The sequence below is a fragment of the Nonomuraea sp. NPDC001831 genome (assembly GCF_042892035.1).
Taxonomy (GTDB): Bacteria; Actinomycetota; Actinomycetes; order Streptosporangiales; family Streptosporangiaceae; genus Nonomuraea.
On record NZ_JBIATU010000007.1, the window covers coordinates 35,308 to 51,034 of the forward strand.

General features: G+C 70.3%; 15 protein-coding genes, 1 tRNA gene and 1 riboswitch. Of the genes, 7 read left to right on the top strand and 9 right to left on the bottom strand.

The genetic code is table 11. The annotated features are described in order from the left end of the window. Positions 1-3 precede the first annotated feature (3 nt). From ACFYYW_RS23195 to ACFYYW_RS23215, 5 genes are read right to left on the bottom strand one after another with little or no spacing between them, the layout of a single operon-like run. Positions 4-1,464 (bottom strand): penicillin-binding protein 2, encoded by a 1,461-nt coding sequence (locus ACFYYW_RS23195; RefSeq protein WP_352318294.1) that lies wholly within the window; start codon positions 1,462-1,464, stop codon positions 4-6. Then, complete coding sequence (locus tag ACFYYW_RS23200; RefSeq protein WP_352318292.1) at positions 1,461-2,879, bottom strand: FtsW/RodA/SpoVE family cell cycle protein; 1,419 nt, start codon at positions 2,877-2,879, stop codon at positions 1,461-1,463. The genes ACFYYW_RS23195 and ACFYYW_RS23200 overlap by 4 nt, the downstream gene beginning before the upstream one ends. After that, a complete protein-coding gene (locus tag ACFYYW_RS23205) occupies positions 2,880-4,178 on the bottom strand; it encodes a Stp1/IreP family PP2C-type Ser/Thr phosphatase (RefSeq protein WP_352318290.1) in 1,299 nt (432 codons plus the stop codon). Further along, positions 4,175-4,645, bottom strand: a complete 471-nt coding sequence (locus tag ACFYYW_RS23210) for an FHA domain-containing protein (protein ID WP_357693136.1) — start codon at positions 4,643-4,645, stop codon at positions 4,175-4,177. The genes ACFYYW_RS23205 and ACFYYW_RS23210 overlap by 4 nt, the downstream gene beginning before the upstream one ends. A gap of 17 nt (positions 4,646-4,662) precedes the next feature. Next, entirely contained in the window at positions 4,663-5,403 is a 741-nt protein-coding gene (locus ACFYYW_RS23215; RefSeq protein WP_125640997.1) for a DUF3662 and FHA domain-containing protein, read from the bottom strand. A gap of 198 nt (positions 5,404-5,601) precedes the next feature. Here ACFYYW_RS23215 and ACFYYW_RS23220 point away from each other — a divergent pair. After that, positions 5,602-5,684 (top strand) — tRNA-Leu (locus tag ACFYYW_RS23220). Between the two features lie 408 nt (positions 5,685-6,092). After that, positions 6,093-7,160 (top strand): pyruvate dehydrogenase (acetyl-transferring) E1 component subunit alpha, encoded by a 1,068-nt coding sequence (pdhA, locus tag ACFYYW_RS23225; protein WP_387651359.1) that lies wholly within the window; start codon positions 6,093-6,095, stop codon positions 7,158-7,160. Here the strand turns inward: pdhA and ACFYYW_RS23230 are convergent. Next, entirely contained in the window at positions 7,130-8,176 is a 1,047-nt protein-coding gene (locus ACFYYW_RS23230; RefSeq protein WP_364416555.1) for a hemolysin family protein, read from the bottom strand. The two genes, pdhA and ACFYYW_RS23230, sit on opposite strands and share 31 nt — an antisense overlap. After that, positions 8,173-9,519 carry a hemolysin family protein gene (locus ACFYYW_RS23235; protein ID WP_352318283.1) on the bottom strand — a complete coding sequence of 449 codons (1,347 nt, stop codon included), beginning with the start codon at positions 9,517-9,519 and terminating at the stop codon, positions 8,173-8,175. Before ACFYYW_RS23235 ends, ACFYYW_RS23230 begins: the two co-directional genes overlap by 4 nt. A 244-nt stretch (positions 9,520-9,763) precedes the next feature. Between ACFYYW_RS23235 and ACFYYW_RS23240 the strand changes: the two genes are divergently transcribed. Beyond that, positions 9,764-11,026 (top strand): LCP family protein, encoded by a 1,263-nt coding sequence (locus ACFYYW_RS23240; protein WP_387651362.1) that lies wholly within the window; start codon positions 9,764-9,766, stop codon positions 11,024-11,026. 48 nt (positions 11,027-11,074) lie between these two features. On the opposite strand, the gene ACFYYW_RS23245 is transcribed toward ACFYYW_RS23240, so the two are convergent. Beyond that, positions 11,075-11,725, bottom strand: a complete 651-nt coding sequence (locus ACFYYW_RS23245) for a GPP34 family phosphoprotein (protein ID WP_387651364.1) — start codon at positions 11,723-11,725, stop codon at positions 11,075-11,077. 22 nt (positions 11,726-11,747) lie between these two features. Between ACFYYW_RS23245 and ACFYYW_RS23250 the strand changes: the two genes are divergently transcribed. From ACFYYW_RS23250 to ACFYYW_RS23265, 4 genes are all read left to right on the top strand, one after another. Further along, complete coding sequence (locus tag ACFYYW_RS23250) at positions 11,748-12,353, top strand: TenA family protein (RefSeq protein ID WP_387651367.1); 606 nt, start codon at positions 11,748-11,750, stop codon at positions 12,351-12,353. A 37-nt stretch (positions 12,354-12,390) separates the two neighbouring features. Continuing rightward, positions 12,391-13,269, top strand: a complete 879-nt coding sequence (locus ACFYYW_RS23255; protein ID WP_387651369.1) for an Fpg/Nei family DNA glycosylase — start codon at positions 12,391-12,393, stop codon at positions 13,267-13,269. A 26-nt stretch (positions 13,270-13,295) separates the two neighbouring features. Continuing rightward, positions 13,296-13,619: a rhodanese-like domain-containing protein gene (locus ACFYYW_RS23260; RefSeq protein ID WP_352318274.1), complete on the top strand. Its 324-nt coding sequence runs from the start codon at positions 13,296-13,298 to the stop codon at positions 13,617-13,619. A gap of 51 nt (positions 13,620-13,670) precedes the next feature. Further along, a riboswitch (TPP riboswitch) is annotated at positions 13,671-13,784 on the top strand. After that, positions 13,775-15,112, top strand: a complete 1,338-nt coding sequence (locus tag ACFYYW_RS23265; RefSeq protein ID WP_387651372.1) for a purine-cytosine permease family protein — start codon at positions 13,775-13,777, stop codon at positions 15,110-15,112. Its footprint overlaps the riboswitch before it by 10 nt. Here the strand turns inward: ACFYYW_RS23265 and ACFYYW_RS23270 are convergent. Next, positions 15,098-15,670: a methylated-DNA--[protein]-cysteine S-methyltransferase gene (locus ACFYYW_RS23270; RefSeq protein WP_357982973.1), complete on the bottom strand. Its 573-nt coding sequence runs from the start codon at positions 15,668-15,670 to the stop codon at positions 15,098-15,100. The genes ACFYYW_RS23265 and ACFYYW_RS23270 overlap by 15 nt on opposite strands. Between the last annotated feature and the right edge of the window lie 57 nt (positions 15,671-15,727).

Here is a 15,727-nt window from a genome sequence, read left to right on the forward strand (position 1 = left end):
CACTCACTTGTTCAGCACCGCCTCCAGCACAGCCTTTGCGATCGGGGCGGCGGTGTGACCGCCCGTGGCCTCCGCGCCGACGTTGGCCGCGCCCGACTCGACGATGACCGCCAGCGCCACCTTCGGGTCCTCGGCGGGCGCGAAGGAGATGAACCAGGCGTGCGGCGGCGCGCCGTCGGCGGTCTCCGCGGTGCCGGTCTTGCCACCCACCTGGACGCCCGGCACCTGCGCGAGGTTGGCCGTGCCGTTCTTGACCACGCTGACCATCATGTCGCGCAGCTTGGCCGCCGTCTCGGAACTGACCGCCTCGGTCAGCTCCTCGGGCTTGGCCTCCTCCATGACGTCGTTCTTGGAGTCGGTGATCTTGTTCACCAGGTACGGCTTCATCACCTTGCCGTCGTTGGCGATGCCGGCCGCGATCATGGCCATCTGCAGGGGCGTCATCCGGTTGTCGCGCTGACCGATCGAGGCCATCGCGAGCGCGGCGTCGTCGTACTTGCTGCCGAAGTCGCTCTGGGCCACCGACATCGGCACGCCGATCTGCTTGCCCATGCCGAACTTCTCGGTCTGCTCGTTGAGCTTGTCGTAGCCCAGCTGCATGCCGATCTTGGCGAACGGCGTGTTGCAGGACTTCTCCAGCGCGTACACGAGCGGCACCTGGCCGGCGCCGCAGGCCGCGCCGCCGTAGTTGGGCAGGCTGATGTTCGTGTTGGGCAGCGGCAGCCGCTGCGGCGCGTCGACCGTGGTGTCGCCGCCGCGCGAGGAGTCGTCCTCCAGGTACGCCGCCGCCGTCACCACCTTGAACGTCGACCCCGGCGGGTACGTCTGGGCGATGGCCCGGTTGAGCAGCGGCTGGCTCTTGTCCTTGTCCAGCTGGTTGTACCGGGTGAACACCGTGCCCTTGTCGGTGCCCGACAGCTCGGCCGGGTCGAAGGTGGGCAGCGACACCATCGCCAGGATCCCGCCCGTCCGCGGGTCGAGCGCCACCAGCGCGCCGCGCTTGCCGCTGGCGCGCAGCGCGTCGTAGGCCGCCTTCTGCGCCTTGGGGTTGATCGTGAGGTCGACGTTCGCGCCCCTGGTCGGCTCGCCCGTGAACAGGTCGATGCTGCGCCGCAGCAGCAGGTCGGCGCTGGAGCCGTCGAGCAGCTTGTTCTCGGCCCCCTCGATCGCGCTCGCGCTCTCGGGCGAGAAGTAGCCCGTGACGTGCGCGTAGAGCTTCCCGTCGGTGTACTTCCTGACGAACCTGAAGTTCTTGCTGTCGGTCTCCACCGACTGGGCGATCACCTTGCCGCCGGCGGTGATGCGGCCGCGCTCGACGGCGTAGCGCTCGTAGTAGTTGCGGCGGTTGCTCGGGTTGGAGCGGTAGTCGTCGGCCCGGACCGCCTGGAGGATGTTCACGTTGATCATCAGGAGCGCGAACATGACCAGGCAGGCCACGGCCGCACGCTTCAGAGTGCTGTTCATCGCTGGAACACCTGGGTGAGTCCTTCGTTCTGGATCGCCTGGGGCGGGGGCCGTCGCGCCGCGTCTGACATGCGTATCAGCAGCGCGATAAGGATCCAGTTAGCCAGCAGCGCCGAGCCGCCCTGCGACATGAACGGGGTGACCAGGCCGGTCAGCGGGATGAGGTTCGTCACGCCGCCGACGATGATGAACACCTGCCAGGCCAGGATGAACGACAGGCCGCCGGCCAGCAGCTTCGAGAACGGGTCGCGGGCCACGAGCGAGGTGCGCAGGCCGCGCTCGACCAGCAGCGCGTAGAGCATGAGCAGCGCCATCAGGCCGGTCAGCCCGAGCTCCTCGCCGGTCGCGGCGAAGATGAAGTCGGAGAAGCTCAGCGGGATCAGATCGGGGTGGCCCTGGCCGAGCCCGGTGCCGAGGATGCCGCCCGCGCCGAAGCCGAACAGCCCCTGCATGATCTGGTAGCTCTTGCTGCACATCGGGTCGCCCGGCGGGTCCTCCAGGCAGATGGGGGCGGTGCCGAAGTTGACCGGGTCGCTCGGGTCGAGCCAGGCGTCGAAACGCGCGCCGACGTGGTCGAAGACCTGCCCGGCGAGGAAGGCGCCGCCGACGAACAGCAGGATGCCGATGAGCACCCACGAGGTGCGCTGGGTGGCGATGTAGAGCATCGCGATGAACGTGCCGAACAGCAGCAGCGAGGTGCCGAGGTCCTTCTCGAAGACCAGCACCAGCAGGCTGAGGCCCCAGGTGACCAGGACCGGGCCGAGGTCGCGGGCACGCGGCAGGTCGATGAAGAGCAGCCGCCGCCCGGCCAGCGCCAGCACGTCGCGCTTGGCCACCAGGTAACCGGCGAAGAAGACCACCAGCGCCAGCTTGGCGAACTCGCCCGGCTGGATGGAGAAGCCGCCGACGCGGATCCAGATCTTGGCGCCCTGGACCTCGCTGAGCGAGCCGGGCAGCAGCGCCGGGATCGCCAGCAGCACCAGGCCCACCGCGCCCGCCGTGTACGTGAGGCGTTGGAGCATGCGGTGGTCGCGCAGCACGATCAGCGTGATCGAGAACATGACGACGCCGACGCCGGTCCACATGATCTGGTTGGCCGCGGAGGCGCCCTTCATGTCGGCTGACTCCAGCCGGTAGATCATCACCAGCCCGAGGCCGTTGATCAGGGTCACCAGCGGCAGGATCAGCGGATCGGCCCATGGCGCGAACTTGGCCAGCACCAGGTAGGCCGCCAGCATCAGGCCGCCGAGGCCCAGGCCGTAGGCCAGCATGCCGGCCGGCACCTTGCCGTCGACGGCCAGGCCGACGTTGGCGTAGGCGCCCATGATGATCAGCACCGCCATGGCGAGCAGGACCAGCTGGGCCACCCGCCGTTTGGCCGGCATCGGGACGGGGGTCGCGAGCATTTCTGCCATTTATTGCGATTTCGTCTTGGTGGCGGAGGGAGTCGGGGACGTGGCCGTGGTGGAGCTCGTGTCGCCCGTGTCGCCCTTGTCGTCCTGGGAGAACTTCAATCCGTTTATCTTCGTCACGCCTTCGTTGACGTCGGTGACGGGTATGCCGCTCTTGATCAGGGCCTGATCCGCCGGGGACAGCTTGGAGAGCGGACGGCCGGTGCGCTTCTCCACGTGGAAGAACTCGATCGGCCCCACCTCCTGCTTGATCCCCTGGAAGATGACCACTTCGTCGCCCCTGGCACCGACGAAGAACTGGTCCTGGGTCCACTGCCATCCGAGGTAACCGCCGGCGCCCAAGGCGACGGCGCCCACCCCGAGCACGGTGACCAGCACGGGCCACACACGACGGCGCCGCCCCGACCGCCGGGTCGCCTGCGCGACCGGCTCGTCGAAGTCGTCACCGTCGGTGATCGCCGGCTGGGGTGCGGTCACCGCGCTCAATCGCCCCGGCTGGGTCTCCGGGGCGCCTCCTCGTAGCCTGGTCATCCCCGCGGCGCCGACGACCGCCGCCTCCACGGGGACTTCCTGGCCGTCGCTGATCTCCAGCACGTCGGCGAGCACGCACGTGATGTTGTCGGGCCCGCCGCCCCGGTTCGCCAGATCGATGAGCTGGCGGACCACCTCTTCGGGGTCGTCGATGTTGGTCAGCGTGGCGTGCAGCGTCTCGGCGCTCACCACGCCCGACAGGCCGTCGGAACAGAGCAGGTAGCGGTCGCCCACCTGCGCCTCGCGCAGGGTGAGGTCGGGATCGACCTCGCCGCTGCCGTCGAGCGCGCGCAGCAGGATCGATCGTTGGGGGTGCGTGGCCGCCTCTTCGGGCGTGATGCGCCCGTCGTCGACGAGCTGCTGCACCAGGGTGTGGTCATGGGTGATCTGGTAGAGCTCGCCGCGTCTCAGGAGGTAGGCGCGCGAGTCGCCCACGTGCACCAGGGCGACCTGGGTGCCGTTCCAGAGCATGGCGGTGAGCGTCGTGCCCATGCCTTTGAGGCTGGGATCCCGCCCGACCATCTCGTGCAGCCGGCGATTGGCGTCGCGCACCGCTGCCTCGATGGCGTTGAGCAGGTCACCCCCCTGTTGGGCCTCTTCCAGAGAGGCCATGGCGGCGATGGCGACAGAGCTCGCCACCTCGCCGTGTGCGTGCCCGCCCATGCCGTCGGCGACGGCCAGCAGGCGGCCGCTAGCGTACGCCGAGTCCTCGTTCCCTTCGCGGAGGAGGCCGACGTCCGAGCGGGCGGCGTAGCGGAGTGCGATGGTCATTTGCGCAATTCAATGACTGTCTTGCCGACGCGGATCGGAACACCGAGCGGCACCGGGGTCGGACGGGTGACTTTCGAGCGGTCGAGATACGTGCCGTTGGTCGAACCGAGATCTTCCACGATCCATTGACCGTCCTGAGGGAAGAGCCGGGCATGCCGGCTGGATGCGTAGTCGTCGCTGACTACCAGCGTGGCGTCGTTCGCCCGGCCAATGGTGATGGGCGTCTCCGTGAGGTTAATGGTGGTGCCCTGCAATGGGCCACCGGTAACGATGAGCTGGCGTGGCTCGCCCTTCTTGCTCTTGGGCTTGGCCACCGGTTTGGCGGGCTTCACGGCTTTGCGCGGGCCCGCGGGAGCCGTGCGTGAACCGAACAAGTCAGTCCGGATCACGCCGACTGCGGCAATGACGAAAAACCACAGCACCGCCAGGAAGGCGAGCCGGATCAGCAGCAGCGTGAGCTCGGACATGGACCGTCTGTCTACCCCTAATCGCGCCGGAACACCAGAGTCGTGCGTCCCAGCGTCACTCGCGTGCCGTTCTGGAGCTCGATTCTGCGTACCGGCTGGCCGTTGACGAAGGTACCGTTCGTCGAACCGAGATCGACGAGGGCCACGAGCTGCCCCTCGACGCGCAGCTCCGCATGGTGCCGCGACACTCCCGGATCGACAAGACGAAGATCGCAGTCGGTGCCCCTGCCCAGCAAGGTCACCGGCGTGGTGAGCTCGTAGGAGCGGTCGCCCTGCGGGTCGTCCTGGGTGGAGACGAGCAGCCTGGGCCGCCCGTTGAAGGCCCCGGGCCTGGACGGGGGCAGGTCGCTCGCCGGCTGGCGGATCTCGTCCTGCTCGACCGTCGCGCCGCGGATGACGCCGGACCGGATGCGGAACAGGCCCACAGCCAGGTCTCCGGCGGTCTCGAAGCGCACCCGGACCGGTCCCACGAAGGAGTAGCCCTGTTCCTTGGCGTACTCCCTGGCGAGGTTGGCCAGCTCGTGGCTGATGCTGTCGGCGTAGACCTCAAGCCGTTCGCTGTCGGTCGTGGACAGCTCCACCACGAAGTCGTTGGGCACGAGCGTCCGGCCCTGTGCGACGATCGCCGCCCGCTCGTCCATCTCCCGTTGAACCGCGCTGGCGACCTCGACCGGCTGAAGGTCAGATTTGAACGCCCGCGCAAAGGCCCCCTCAACCAAGCCTTCGAGCCTTCGCTCGAAGCGCTGAAGGACTCCCACCGGGTACCTCCCTTCTTCCCTGCATATGATCGCGGCCCCAGACGCTTCCGGCGCCCGGTTTCCGCTCGTCCCACGTGGCGGCGTCGTGACGCTCGTTGCCAGTCGCGCCCAGCTCCTCCGCTTCCGTGTCTTCTGCGATCGTATCCGGGTTCAGTACCAGTGGCTGTTCCGTGCTACTGTTTCTCCGCACCCACAAACGGGCGGGTGGCGGAACGGCAGACGCGCACGGTTCAGGTCCGTGTGTCCGAAAGGACGTGAGGGTTCAAATCCCTCCTCGCCCACTCGGTGACTAGGGGATCCTTGGTCGCCGGCCTTACAGGTCGGCTTCCTCGGGTCCCCTCGTCATATCTGCCCGGGGGATAACCCCCGGACCCCCAGGGGGACAAGCGTCCGGGGGATTCTCCCCCGGACCCCCGTCCATGAGGGTTGCTCGTCTCCTGGGCCTGGCCCCTGCTTTCTGGGTCTGGCCCACGGTTTCGTACCGGGTCTTGCTGCGCAAGGGTCCTGGGATTTCTTTCTTGTGACGTGGCTCTTGGACTTTAGGTCAGGCGGCTTGCAGGGAACTTTCCGGTGGCTTGCGTGATTTAGGTCACATTGGTGTGGTGGGCGAGTTCGGGTGATCCTGAGGGCTACGGCAAACTGTGGCCGCTGGGTTTCTGTTCAGGGGGTTGCCGCACATGGATGACTCGATGGTTCAGCTGCTCACGCCCTCAGGTGAGCGCGTGGAGCATCCGGAATATCCGCTGGACGTCTCGGATGACGAGATCCGGGACCTCTATCGGGATCTCGTGACCGTCCGGCAGATCGACTCCGAGGCGGTCGCGCTCGCGCGGCAGGGGGAGCTGGGGCTGTGGACGTCCCTGCTCGGGCAGGAGGCCGCCCAGGTCGGCTCCGGGCGCGCCGTCGGCGATCTGGACGCCGTCTTCCCCTCCTACCGGGAGCACGGGGTCGCCTACTGCCGGGGAATGGACCCCCTCGACGTGGTCGCCATGTGGCGCGGCGTCAACCACGGCGGCTGGGACCCGTCCCGGCACAACTTCTTCCTGTACACGATCGTCATCGGGACGCAGGCGCTGCACGCCACCGGTTACGCGATGGGCATGCAGCGCGACGGCGTCATCGGCACCGACAAGGCCGGGGCGACCATCGTCTACTTCGGCGACGGCGCCACCTCCCAGGGCGACGTGAACGAGGCGTTCGTCTTCGCCGGCGCCTGTCACGCGCCGATCGTGTTCTTCTGCCAGAACAACCAGTGGGCGATCTCCGAGCCCCAGGAACGCCAGTCGCGGATCCCGCTGTACCGCCGGGCCGAGGGCTTCGGGTTCCCCGGCGTCCGGGTCGACGGGAACGACGTGCTGGCCTGTCTCGCGGTCACGCGCAAGGCGCTGGCCGACGCCCGGTCGGGGCAGGGGCCCACGCTCGTCGAGGCGTTCACGTACCGGATGGGGGCGCACACCACCTCCGACGACCCCACCCGCTACCGGGCCAAGGACGACGTCGAGGCGTGGCGGCGGCGCGACCCCATCGAGCGGGTCAGGGCGTACCTGACCGCGGCCGGCACCGGCGACGACTTCTTCCGCGCGGTCGAGGCCGACGCCGCCAAGGTCGGGGCCGAGCTGCGCAGGCGGCTGCTCGAACTGCCCGACCCCGCCCCTTCGGCGATCTTCGAACACGTCTACGCCGAGCCGCACCCGCTCGTCGAGGCCGAGCGGGCGCAGCACGCCGCCTACCTCGACGGGTTCGCCGCCGGGGAGTAGGCGCGCGAGGCGGCCTTGGTGTCCAGGAGCTCGCCCAGGAGGTCCGTGAGGCTCACCATGCCGATGACCGCGCCGCCCTGGCCGGTGACCAGCGCCAGGTGCGCGCGGGCCTCCTGAAGGGCCGTCACGGCCTCGGGGACCTGCGTGACGCACGCCAACCTCGGCAGCGGCCTGGCGAGCTCACCGGCCGTACGCGTGGGCTGCAGGAGGGCGTCACGGGCGTGCAGGACGCCCTCGATGCCGGCCGGGCCGCCCACCAGCAGCCGCAGGTGGCCGCTGCCCGCCGCCCTGGCCCTGATCTGGGCCGACCCGGCGGCCGGCGGCACCTTCACGGCCCGGTCGATCGGCACCATCAGCCGCTCGATGCCCTCGGCCTGCAGCCGCAGCGCGCGGGTGAGCAGGTCGTGCTCCTCCCGGTCGAGCAGGCCCATCCGGCCCGACTCGCCCACCAGCATGGCGAGCTGCCGGGGCGTCCTGGTGGTGGCCAGCTCGTCGCGCGGCTGCACGCCGAACAGGCGCAGGATGAGGTTGGTCAGCGCGTTCAGCGACGACAGCAGCGGGCGCATGAGCTGGGTGAACCCGCGGAACGGCAGCGTCAGAACCAGCGCCGCCCGCTCGGGGTGCGTCAGCGCCCACGACTTGGGGGCCATCTCGCCCACCACCATGTGCAGGAACGTCACCAGCGTCAACGCGATCGTCAGCGCGATCGGCATGCGCAGCGACTCCGGCACGCCGACGGCGGCGAAGACCGGCTCCAGGAAGTGCTCGATGGCCGGCTCGGTGACCTGGCCGAGGCCCAGCGTGCACAGCGTGATGCCGAGCTGCGCGCCGGCCAGCATGAGCGAGAGCTGACGCCCGCCGCCCACGGCCGACTTGGCCGCGACCCGGACCAGGCGGTTGCCGCCCGAGGCCATCTCCTCCAGACGGTGCCGCCTGGAGGAGACGAACGCGAACTCGGCGGCCACGAACAGGGCGTTGAAGAACAGCAGCGCGAGGCTGACCAGGATCATCGTCATCGGGACGCCTCCGCGTGCTGCACGGGCGCGAGCCGCACCCATTCGGGCACCCGGCGGTTGAGCGACATGACGGTCAGCTCGGCCAGGTGCTCGGCCGCGTCGTCGGCGAACGGGTCGGCGTCCCCCTCGATCGGGACGGTCACCACGTCGCCGGGGTCGGGCATCCGGCCCAGCCGGGCCAGCACCAGGCCGGCGAGGGTGTCGTAGTCGTCGCTCTCCGGCAGCGCGACGCCGGTCGCGCGCTCGACCTCGTCCAGCCTGAGCCAGCCGGGCACCTCCCAGACGCCGCCGGGCCGCTCGACGGCGCCCGCCGGCTCGGGGTCGTTCTCGTCGACGAGCTCGCCGACCAGCTCCTCGGCCAGGTCCTCGACGGTGAGCACACCGGCCAGGCCGCCGTACTCGTCGATGACGCAGACGATGTCGTCGTTGGCCGCCCGCATCCGGTCGAGGACGGCCGGCAGCGGCAGCGAGTCGGGCACCAGCAGCGCGGGGCGGGTGATGCTGGCGACCAGGCCCTCGTCCAGTCCGGACTCCAGCAGCTCGCGCACGCCCGTCACGCCCACCACGTCGCCGTCGTCGCCGACGACGGGGTAGCGGGAGTGGCCGCGTTCGCGCATGACCTCCAGCAGCTCGGAGATGGGCTGGGAGTCGCGCAGCGCCACCACGCGGGGGCGCGGCACCATGATCTCCTCGGCGCTGTGGTCGCCGAACTCCAGGGCGCGCTCCAGCAGCTCCGACAACCTCGGGGGCAGCTCGCCCGCCTGGGTCGACTCCTCGATGATCCGGGAGAGCTCCTCGGGGGTGGCCCCGTGCTCGACCTCCTCGACCGGCTCGATGCCGACGCGGCGGAGCAGCCCGGTGGCGGCCGAGTCGAACAGCTTGACCACCGGCCCCACGACCGCCAGGTAGACCAGCGTGGAGCCGGCCAGGAACTTGGCCACCGGCTCGGGCCTGGCGATGCCGAGGTTCTTCGGCGCCAGCTCGCCGAGCACCATCTGGACCACGGTCGCCACGAACACGCCGGCGGCCACGGACAGCCCCGTGATCGCCGCGTCGGGCAGGCCCGTGCCGTCGAGCCAGGGCCGTACCAGGACGGAGATGGCCGGCTCGGCCAGGAAGCCGACGAGCAGGGCCGTGACGGTGATGCCGAGCTGGGCGCCCGAGAGCATGAACGAGAGCCGGGAGGTCACCTGCAGTGCCTTTTCGGCCTGGGTGTCACCGGCCGCGGCCTGCTCGCGCAGGAGGCCCCGGTCGGCGGCGACGAAGGCGAACTCCTGGGCGACGAAGTACCCGGTGGCGGCGGTGAGCAGGAAAAGGGCCAGCAGGCCGAGATAGGCGCTCACCTGAGTGAGCCCTCAGAGAAACCCGTGCCGAGGCACGGGCCAAGACTCCACGAGTCCGGAGCGGACACGATCATCCCTTCGATAGAGGTCGTCCATAACGCTAACGACGCAGTCCGCGTCTATGTTTCCGCAGTGACTCTCCGCCAGTTGTGTGTACTTGTCCGTGGAAGAAACTTGGTGAGATGTCTTCACTGCCAGGGGGTTGGACGTAGCGTCTATGGCATACCGAAGGGAAGAAGGCGAAGTGTCTGAGGACGACCGTACGCGGGCCATGCGCTCGCCGGGCGACGGCCGCCCGCTGCCGCCGAGGCCCGGCGACGGGCCGCGCTCCGGCGGCGCACCCGCCCACCGGGTCCCGCCGGGCGTGCCGAACGCGGCCACGTCCAAGCTGCCCGCCTACTCCGACGACCAGCAGTCGCCGCCGCCTCCGCCGCCTTCCCGGTCGGGCAAGGTCTACGGACGCGAGCGCGCCGGGAACGGCCCGGTCAAACCGCTCAGGGCGGCGGGCGAGCCCGCGCCGAAGGAGCCGCGCGGGCCCAGGGGGCCGCGGGTGCGCGGCCGGACCGTCCTGAAGATCGTCGCGGGCCTGGTCGCGCTGCTCCTGGTGGCGGCCGTGGGCCTGTTCTTCTGGATCGACTCCCGGCTGGCGGGCATCGACGGGGTGCTCGACGAATACGAGGGCCGGCCCGCCGACACACCCGGCACCAACTGGCTGCTGGTCGGCTCCGACAGCCGCAAGGGCCTGACCGCGGCCGAGCGCAAGAAGCTGGCCACCGGGCGCGCGGTCGGGCAGCGCACCGACTCGATGATGCTGCTGCACATCTCCGACAACGGCGACAAGCCCACCCTGGTCAGCCTTCCGCGCGACTCGGCGGTGACCATTCCGGGGCGCGGGCGCGACAAGCTCAACGCGGCGTACGCGTCCGGCGGGCCGAAGCTGCTGGTCCGCACGGTCGAGACGGTCACCGGCGTGCACGTCGACAACTACATGGAGATCGGCTTCGCCGGCTTCGTGGACATCGTGGACGCGATCGGCGGCGTCGAGATCAACGTCCGGGCCGACGTCGACGACCCCAAGGCCGGGCTCAAGCTCAAGAAGGGCAAGCAGGTGCTCAACGGCGCCCAGGCCCTCGGCTACGTACGCACCCGCAAGGGCGGCGCGCTGCCGGACTTCGAGCGCACCAAGCGGCAGCGGCAGTTCCTCGGCGCGGTGGTGAAGAAGGCCGCCAGCCCGGGCGTGCTGATCAACCCGTTCACCTCGATCCCGCTGGCCATGAGCGCCACGGACGCGGTCGAGGTCGACTCCAGCACGGGCGCGTTCGACATGCTCTCGCTGGGGCTGGCGATGGGCGACAGCCCGGTCACGACCGTGGTGCCGTTCGGCGGGAACGAGATCGTCGCCGGCGGCGGTGCGGCGGTCAAGTGGGACCGCCTCAAGGCGCTGGCCCTCTTCGACGCGCTGAAGGCCGACAAGCCGGTGCCGAAGGAGATCGTCGACGCCGGTTGACCCGCTTCCCGCGCAGGCGCGAGCCTCGCGGGAACAGCGGGGCCCGGCTCAGGACGTGGTGGCGGCGACGACCGCGGCGGTGGAGGCGGTGGCGGCGATGGCCGCGGTGATGGCGGCGATCGTCTTGGCGACCGCCTGGCCGGCCCACTCGCCCTCGGCGATCTCCTTGACGCGCTTGCGGTCGGCGCCGGGGAAGGCTTTGCGGTCGAGCTTCGCCGCGTGCATGATCGCGATGAGCGTGGCGGTGCGCTCGTCGGGGTCGGCGCCCGCGAGGACGGCCGTGACGCGTTCGCGCACGTCGGCCTCCACCTGGGGGTCCGCCTCCGGCCACCGCGTGGTCGGGAAGACGCCCAGGACCCGGCCGCGCTCCTCGGCCAGCACGCCCGCCTCGGCGAGCCTGGTGAGCAGGCGCCTGCGCAGCTTGTCCGACTGCAGCCGCTGCACCCACCACGCGGGCTTCCTGGCCTTGCCGTCCGCGGCCATGCGGGCGAGGGCGGCGTCGAGCTCGGCGTCGCCCAGCGGGGTGGGGTCCTTGACCGTCACCTTGTCGTCGGCCAGCTCGACGCGGCCCGCGGCGGCCAGCTCGGCGAGGATCGCGCCGCCGAGCGCGGGGTCGAGCTGCACGCCCCCGATGAGCTGCTTGCCTTCTGCCTCGTCGTGGGCGAGGAGGAGGAGTTCTTCGGCAATCGTCACGGTCATGTCCCGACACTAACCTCCCAGCATGAGCATTTCGGAAAGACTTCACGCGATCGGCCGGCCCTTGCTCCAGGCGCAGCTCGACCATCCCACGGTGGCCGGCATCGGGCGCGGCGACCTGGCCGAGCCGGTCTTCCGGTCCTGGCTGGAGCAGGACTACCTGTACCTGCTCGACTACGTGCGGGTGTTCTCCAGGCTGGCCTGGCAGGCGCCGGACGGGCATCTGGGCGACCTGGTGGATCTGGCGTACTCGACGTACCACGACGAACTGCGTCTGCATCGGTCGTTGTCGGCGGAGTTCGGGGCCGATCTTGACAATGCGGTGAAGGGGCCGGCGTGTGCGGCGTACACGGCGTTCCTGCTGGAGGCGGCGGGGTCGTACGGGGAGGGGTTGGCGGCGCTTTATCCGTGTATGTGGGGATATTCGAGTCTTGGGAAGATCCTCGCCGAGAACCCGCCCGCCGAGCCGCGCTACCGGGCCTGGGTGGACACCTACGCCGACCCGGCGTTCGCGGCGCTGACCGTACGGATCGGGCAGATGATCGACGAGGCCGACCCCGACCCCGTACGGGCGGAGGCGCTGTTCGCCGAGGGCATGGCACACGAGCTCGCCTTCTGGGACGTGCCGTAGTCGCGTGCCGGTCCGGTACGCGCCATACCCTGGGGGCATGCCGGAACTTCCCGAGGTGGAGTCGCTCACCAACTTCCTGCGCGAGCGGGCGGTCGGCCGCTCGATCGCCGGCGTCGACGTCGTCGGCTTCCAGGCGCTCAAGACGTTCGACCCGCCGGTCACCGCGCTCGGCGGGCTCACCGTCACGGGCGTGTCGAGGCACGGCAAGTTCATCGACCTCGACTGCGACGGCCTGCACCTGATCATCCATCTGGCCCGCGCCGGCTGGCTGCGCTGGCGCGACGACCTGACCGGCGCGCGGCCAGTGCGGCCGGGCAAGGGGCCGCTGGCCGTACGCGTACGGCTGGCGCCCGACGACGACGGCCTGGCCCCCGGGTTCGAGCTGACCGAGGCCGGCACGCAGAAACGGCTGGCCGTCTACGTCACCGACAAACCGGAGGACGTGCCCGGCGTCGCCGCCCTGGGCCCCGACCCGCTCGACGACGCCTTCACCGTCGAGGCGCTCAAGCGCATCGTGGGCGGCAACCGCACCCAGATCAAGGGGCTGCTGCGCGACCAGAAGGTGATCGCGGGCATCGGCAACGCCTACTCCGACGAGGTGCTGCACGCGGCGAGGATGTCGCCGTTCAAGATCGCTGGGACGCTGACCGACGCGCAGATCGCCGACCTGCACGAGGCCATCGTGACGACGTTGCGCGACGCCGTCGAACGGGCGCACGGGCTGGCCGCCAAAGACCTCAAGGCGGAGAAGAAGTCCGGGCTGCGCGTGCACAACCGGGCCGGCCAGCCGTGCGACGTGTGCGGCGACACGATCCGCGAGGTGTCCTTCGCCGACTCCGCGCTCCAGTACTGCCCGACCTGCCAGACGGGCGGCAAGCCGCTGGCCGACCGGCGGATGTCGCGCCTGCTCAAGTAGGGTCCCGGGCGCGGGATGATGGAGGCATGACCGTTCCAGAGATCGACGTCACCGCCGTTCCCGACGACGCCTACCTGCTCGACGTCCGCGAGCAGGACGAATGGCTCGCCGGCCACGCCCCCGAGGCCGTGCACATCCCGATGTCGCAGATCCAGGGCCGGGTCGAGGAGGTGCCCGCCGACCGCACGGTCTACGTGGTGTGCCGGGTCGGCGGCCGGTCGATGCAGGTCACGGCGTGGCTCAACCAGCTCGGGCGCGACGCCGTCAACGTGGGCGGCGGCATGCAGTCGTGGGAGTTCGCGCGCCGTCCGATGGTCAGCGAGACCGGGCAGGATCCTTTCGTGGCCTGAATGCCCCACTGTGGCGGTTCCGCCGCCATTGAGGCATGATGAGGGCGCCAACTGCATAGTCGCGGGAGCTCGGGGTGCCGGGCTGAGAGGGCAGCAACACAGCCGCTGCCGACCGCCTGAACCTGTCCGGGTAATGCCGGCGTAGGGAGTGTGCGATGACGCATGTCGTCGACGAAGTTCCGCTGACCCTTGACGGCGCGCCCCCCAAGACCCTCGGCGTCCTCGACCAAGGCGCGCTCTGGGCCAACCTCGGTGTCAGCCTCCTCGGCTTCTCCGGCGCGCTCGTCCTGATCGACCCTCTGGGCAACGCGCCGCTCAGCCTGGTGGCCGCGCTCACGGCCGCCGTGGTCGGCAGCCTCATCGGCACGGCCATGGTCGGCCTGTCGGCCATCCCCGGCACGCAGACCGGGCGGCCGGCGATGGTGCTGCTGCGCGGGCTGTTCGGGGCCAAGATGTCGTACGTCCCGTCCGTGCTGAACATCGTGCAGATGCTCGGCTGGGGGGCCTTCGAGCTCTGGGTGATCGCCAAGGCCGCGAATGCGATCTTCGGGAGCGTCCCGTACCAGGTGTGGGTGGTGGTGGCGGGGGTGCTGACCACCGCGCTCGCCGTCTGGCCGCTCGGATCGATCAGGCTGCTGCGCCGGTACGTGACCGCCGGCGTGATCGTGTCGCTGATCTGGTTCACCGTGTCGTTCCTGGGCGAGGCGCCGACGTACACGGGCGGGTCGTGGACGGCCTTCGCCCCGGCCGTCGACTACGTCATCGCCCTGTCGGTGTCGTGGGTGCCGATGGCCGCCGACTTCGCCAGGCACTCGCGGTCCAGCCGGGCCGCCTTCACCGGGGTCGTCGGCGGCTACACCGTCGCCCAGGTGGCCTGCCTGGCCCTCGGCGTGTACGCGGTGGCCATCGCGGGCGCCCAGGCGGTCGCGGCCGACGGCATGGTCGTCTTCCAGCCGTTCGTCGCGGCGCCGCTGGGCGCGCTGTTCTTCGGCATCCTGGTGCTGCGCGAGACCGACCAGTCCTTCGCCAATGTGTACTCCACCACCCTCTCGCTGCAGAACCTGATGCCGAAGGTCGACCGGCGGATCGTCTCCACCGCGATCGGCGTGCTCACCACCGCGATCGCCCTGGTCGTGGACGTCACCTCCTACGGCGCGTTCCTCGGGGTGATCGGCGCGGTGTTCGTGCCGATGTTCGCGGTGCTGGCCGTCGACTACTTCGTGCTCGGCGGCGCCGCCCGCTGGAACACCGCCGAGGACGCGCCCTCGCGCTGGCTGATGCTGCTGCCGTGGGCGCTGGGCTTCGCCGCCTACTGGTTCACCACCTCGACGCCCACGGTCGCCGGCTGGGACGGCTTCTGGGCGTCGGCCCGCGACGCCGTCGGCTTCACGCGGGAGCCGTGGATGAACGGCGCGCTCGGCGGCGCGCTGGTCGCGGCCCTGGTGACGCTGGTCGTCGGCGTGCTCGGCCGGCGCCGCTCAGCGGCCCGCTGAGGCCCGGCGTTCGACGTTGAGCAGGTGCTGCTTGGCGGCCACGCCTCCGGCGTAGTCGCCGAGCTCGCCGTCCTCACGGACCACCCGATGACAGGGCACGATCACGCACACGGGGTTGGCGCCGACCGCGTTGCCCACCGCGCGCAGGGCGCGCGGCCGCCCGATGCTCGCGCCGATCTCCTCGTACGTCGTGGTCGTGCCGTAGGGCACGGCCATGGTCTTCTGCAGCACGGTACGGGCGAACGGCGTGGCCAGCGCGAGGTCGACCGGCGTGGCGAAGGTGCGCAGCCGGCCGGAGAAGTACGCGTCGAGCTCCCGGCGCACCGGGTCGAGGCGGCGGGCGTCGGGCCCGATGAACGTGCCGACCTCCTTGGCCACCCGCTCGAACACGGTGTTCTCGGCCTCGAAACTGCAGGCCGCGATGCCCTTGCCGGTCACCGCGAGCACCAGCCTGCCCACCGCGCCGTCGTAGGTGCCGAACGCGATGTCCGGGGGCCCCTCGCCCTTGTAGGTGCTGGAGGTCACTCTCAGCAGGGCATCGAGGTCGCTGCTCGACATGCCGCTCACCCGTTTCAGCCACCGGAATCTTCGTGAGCGCAGCGTATCGGACGGATC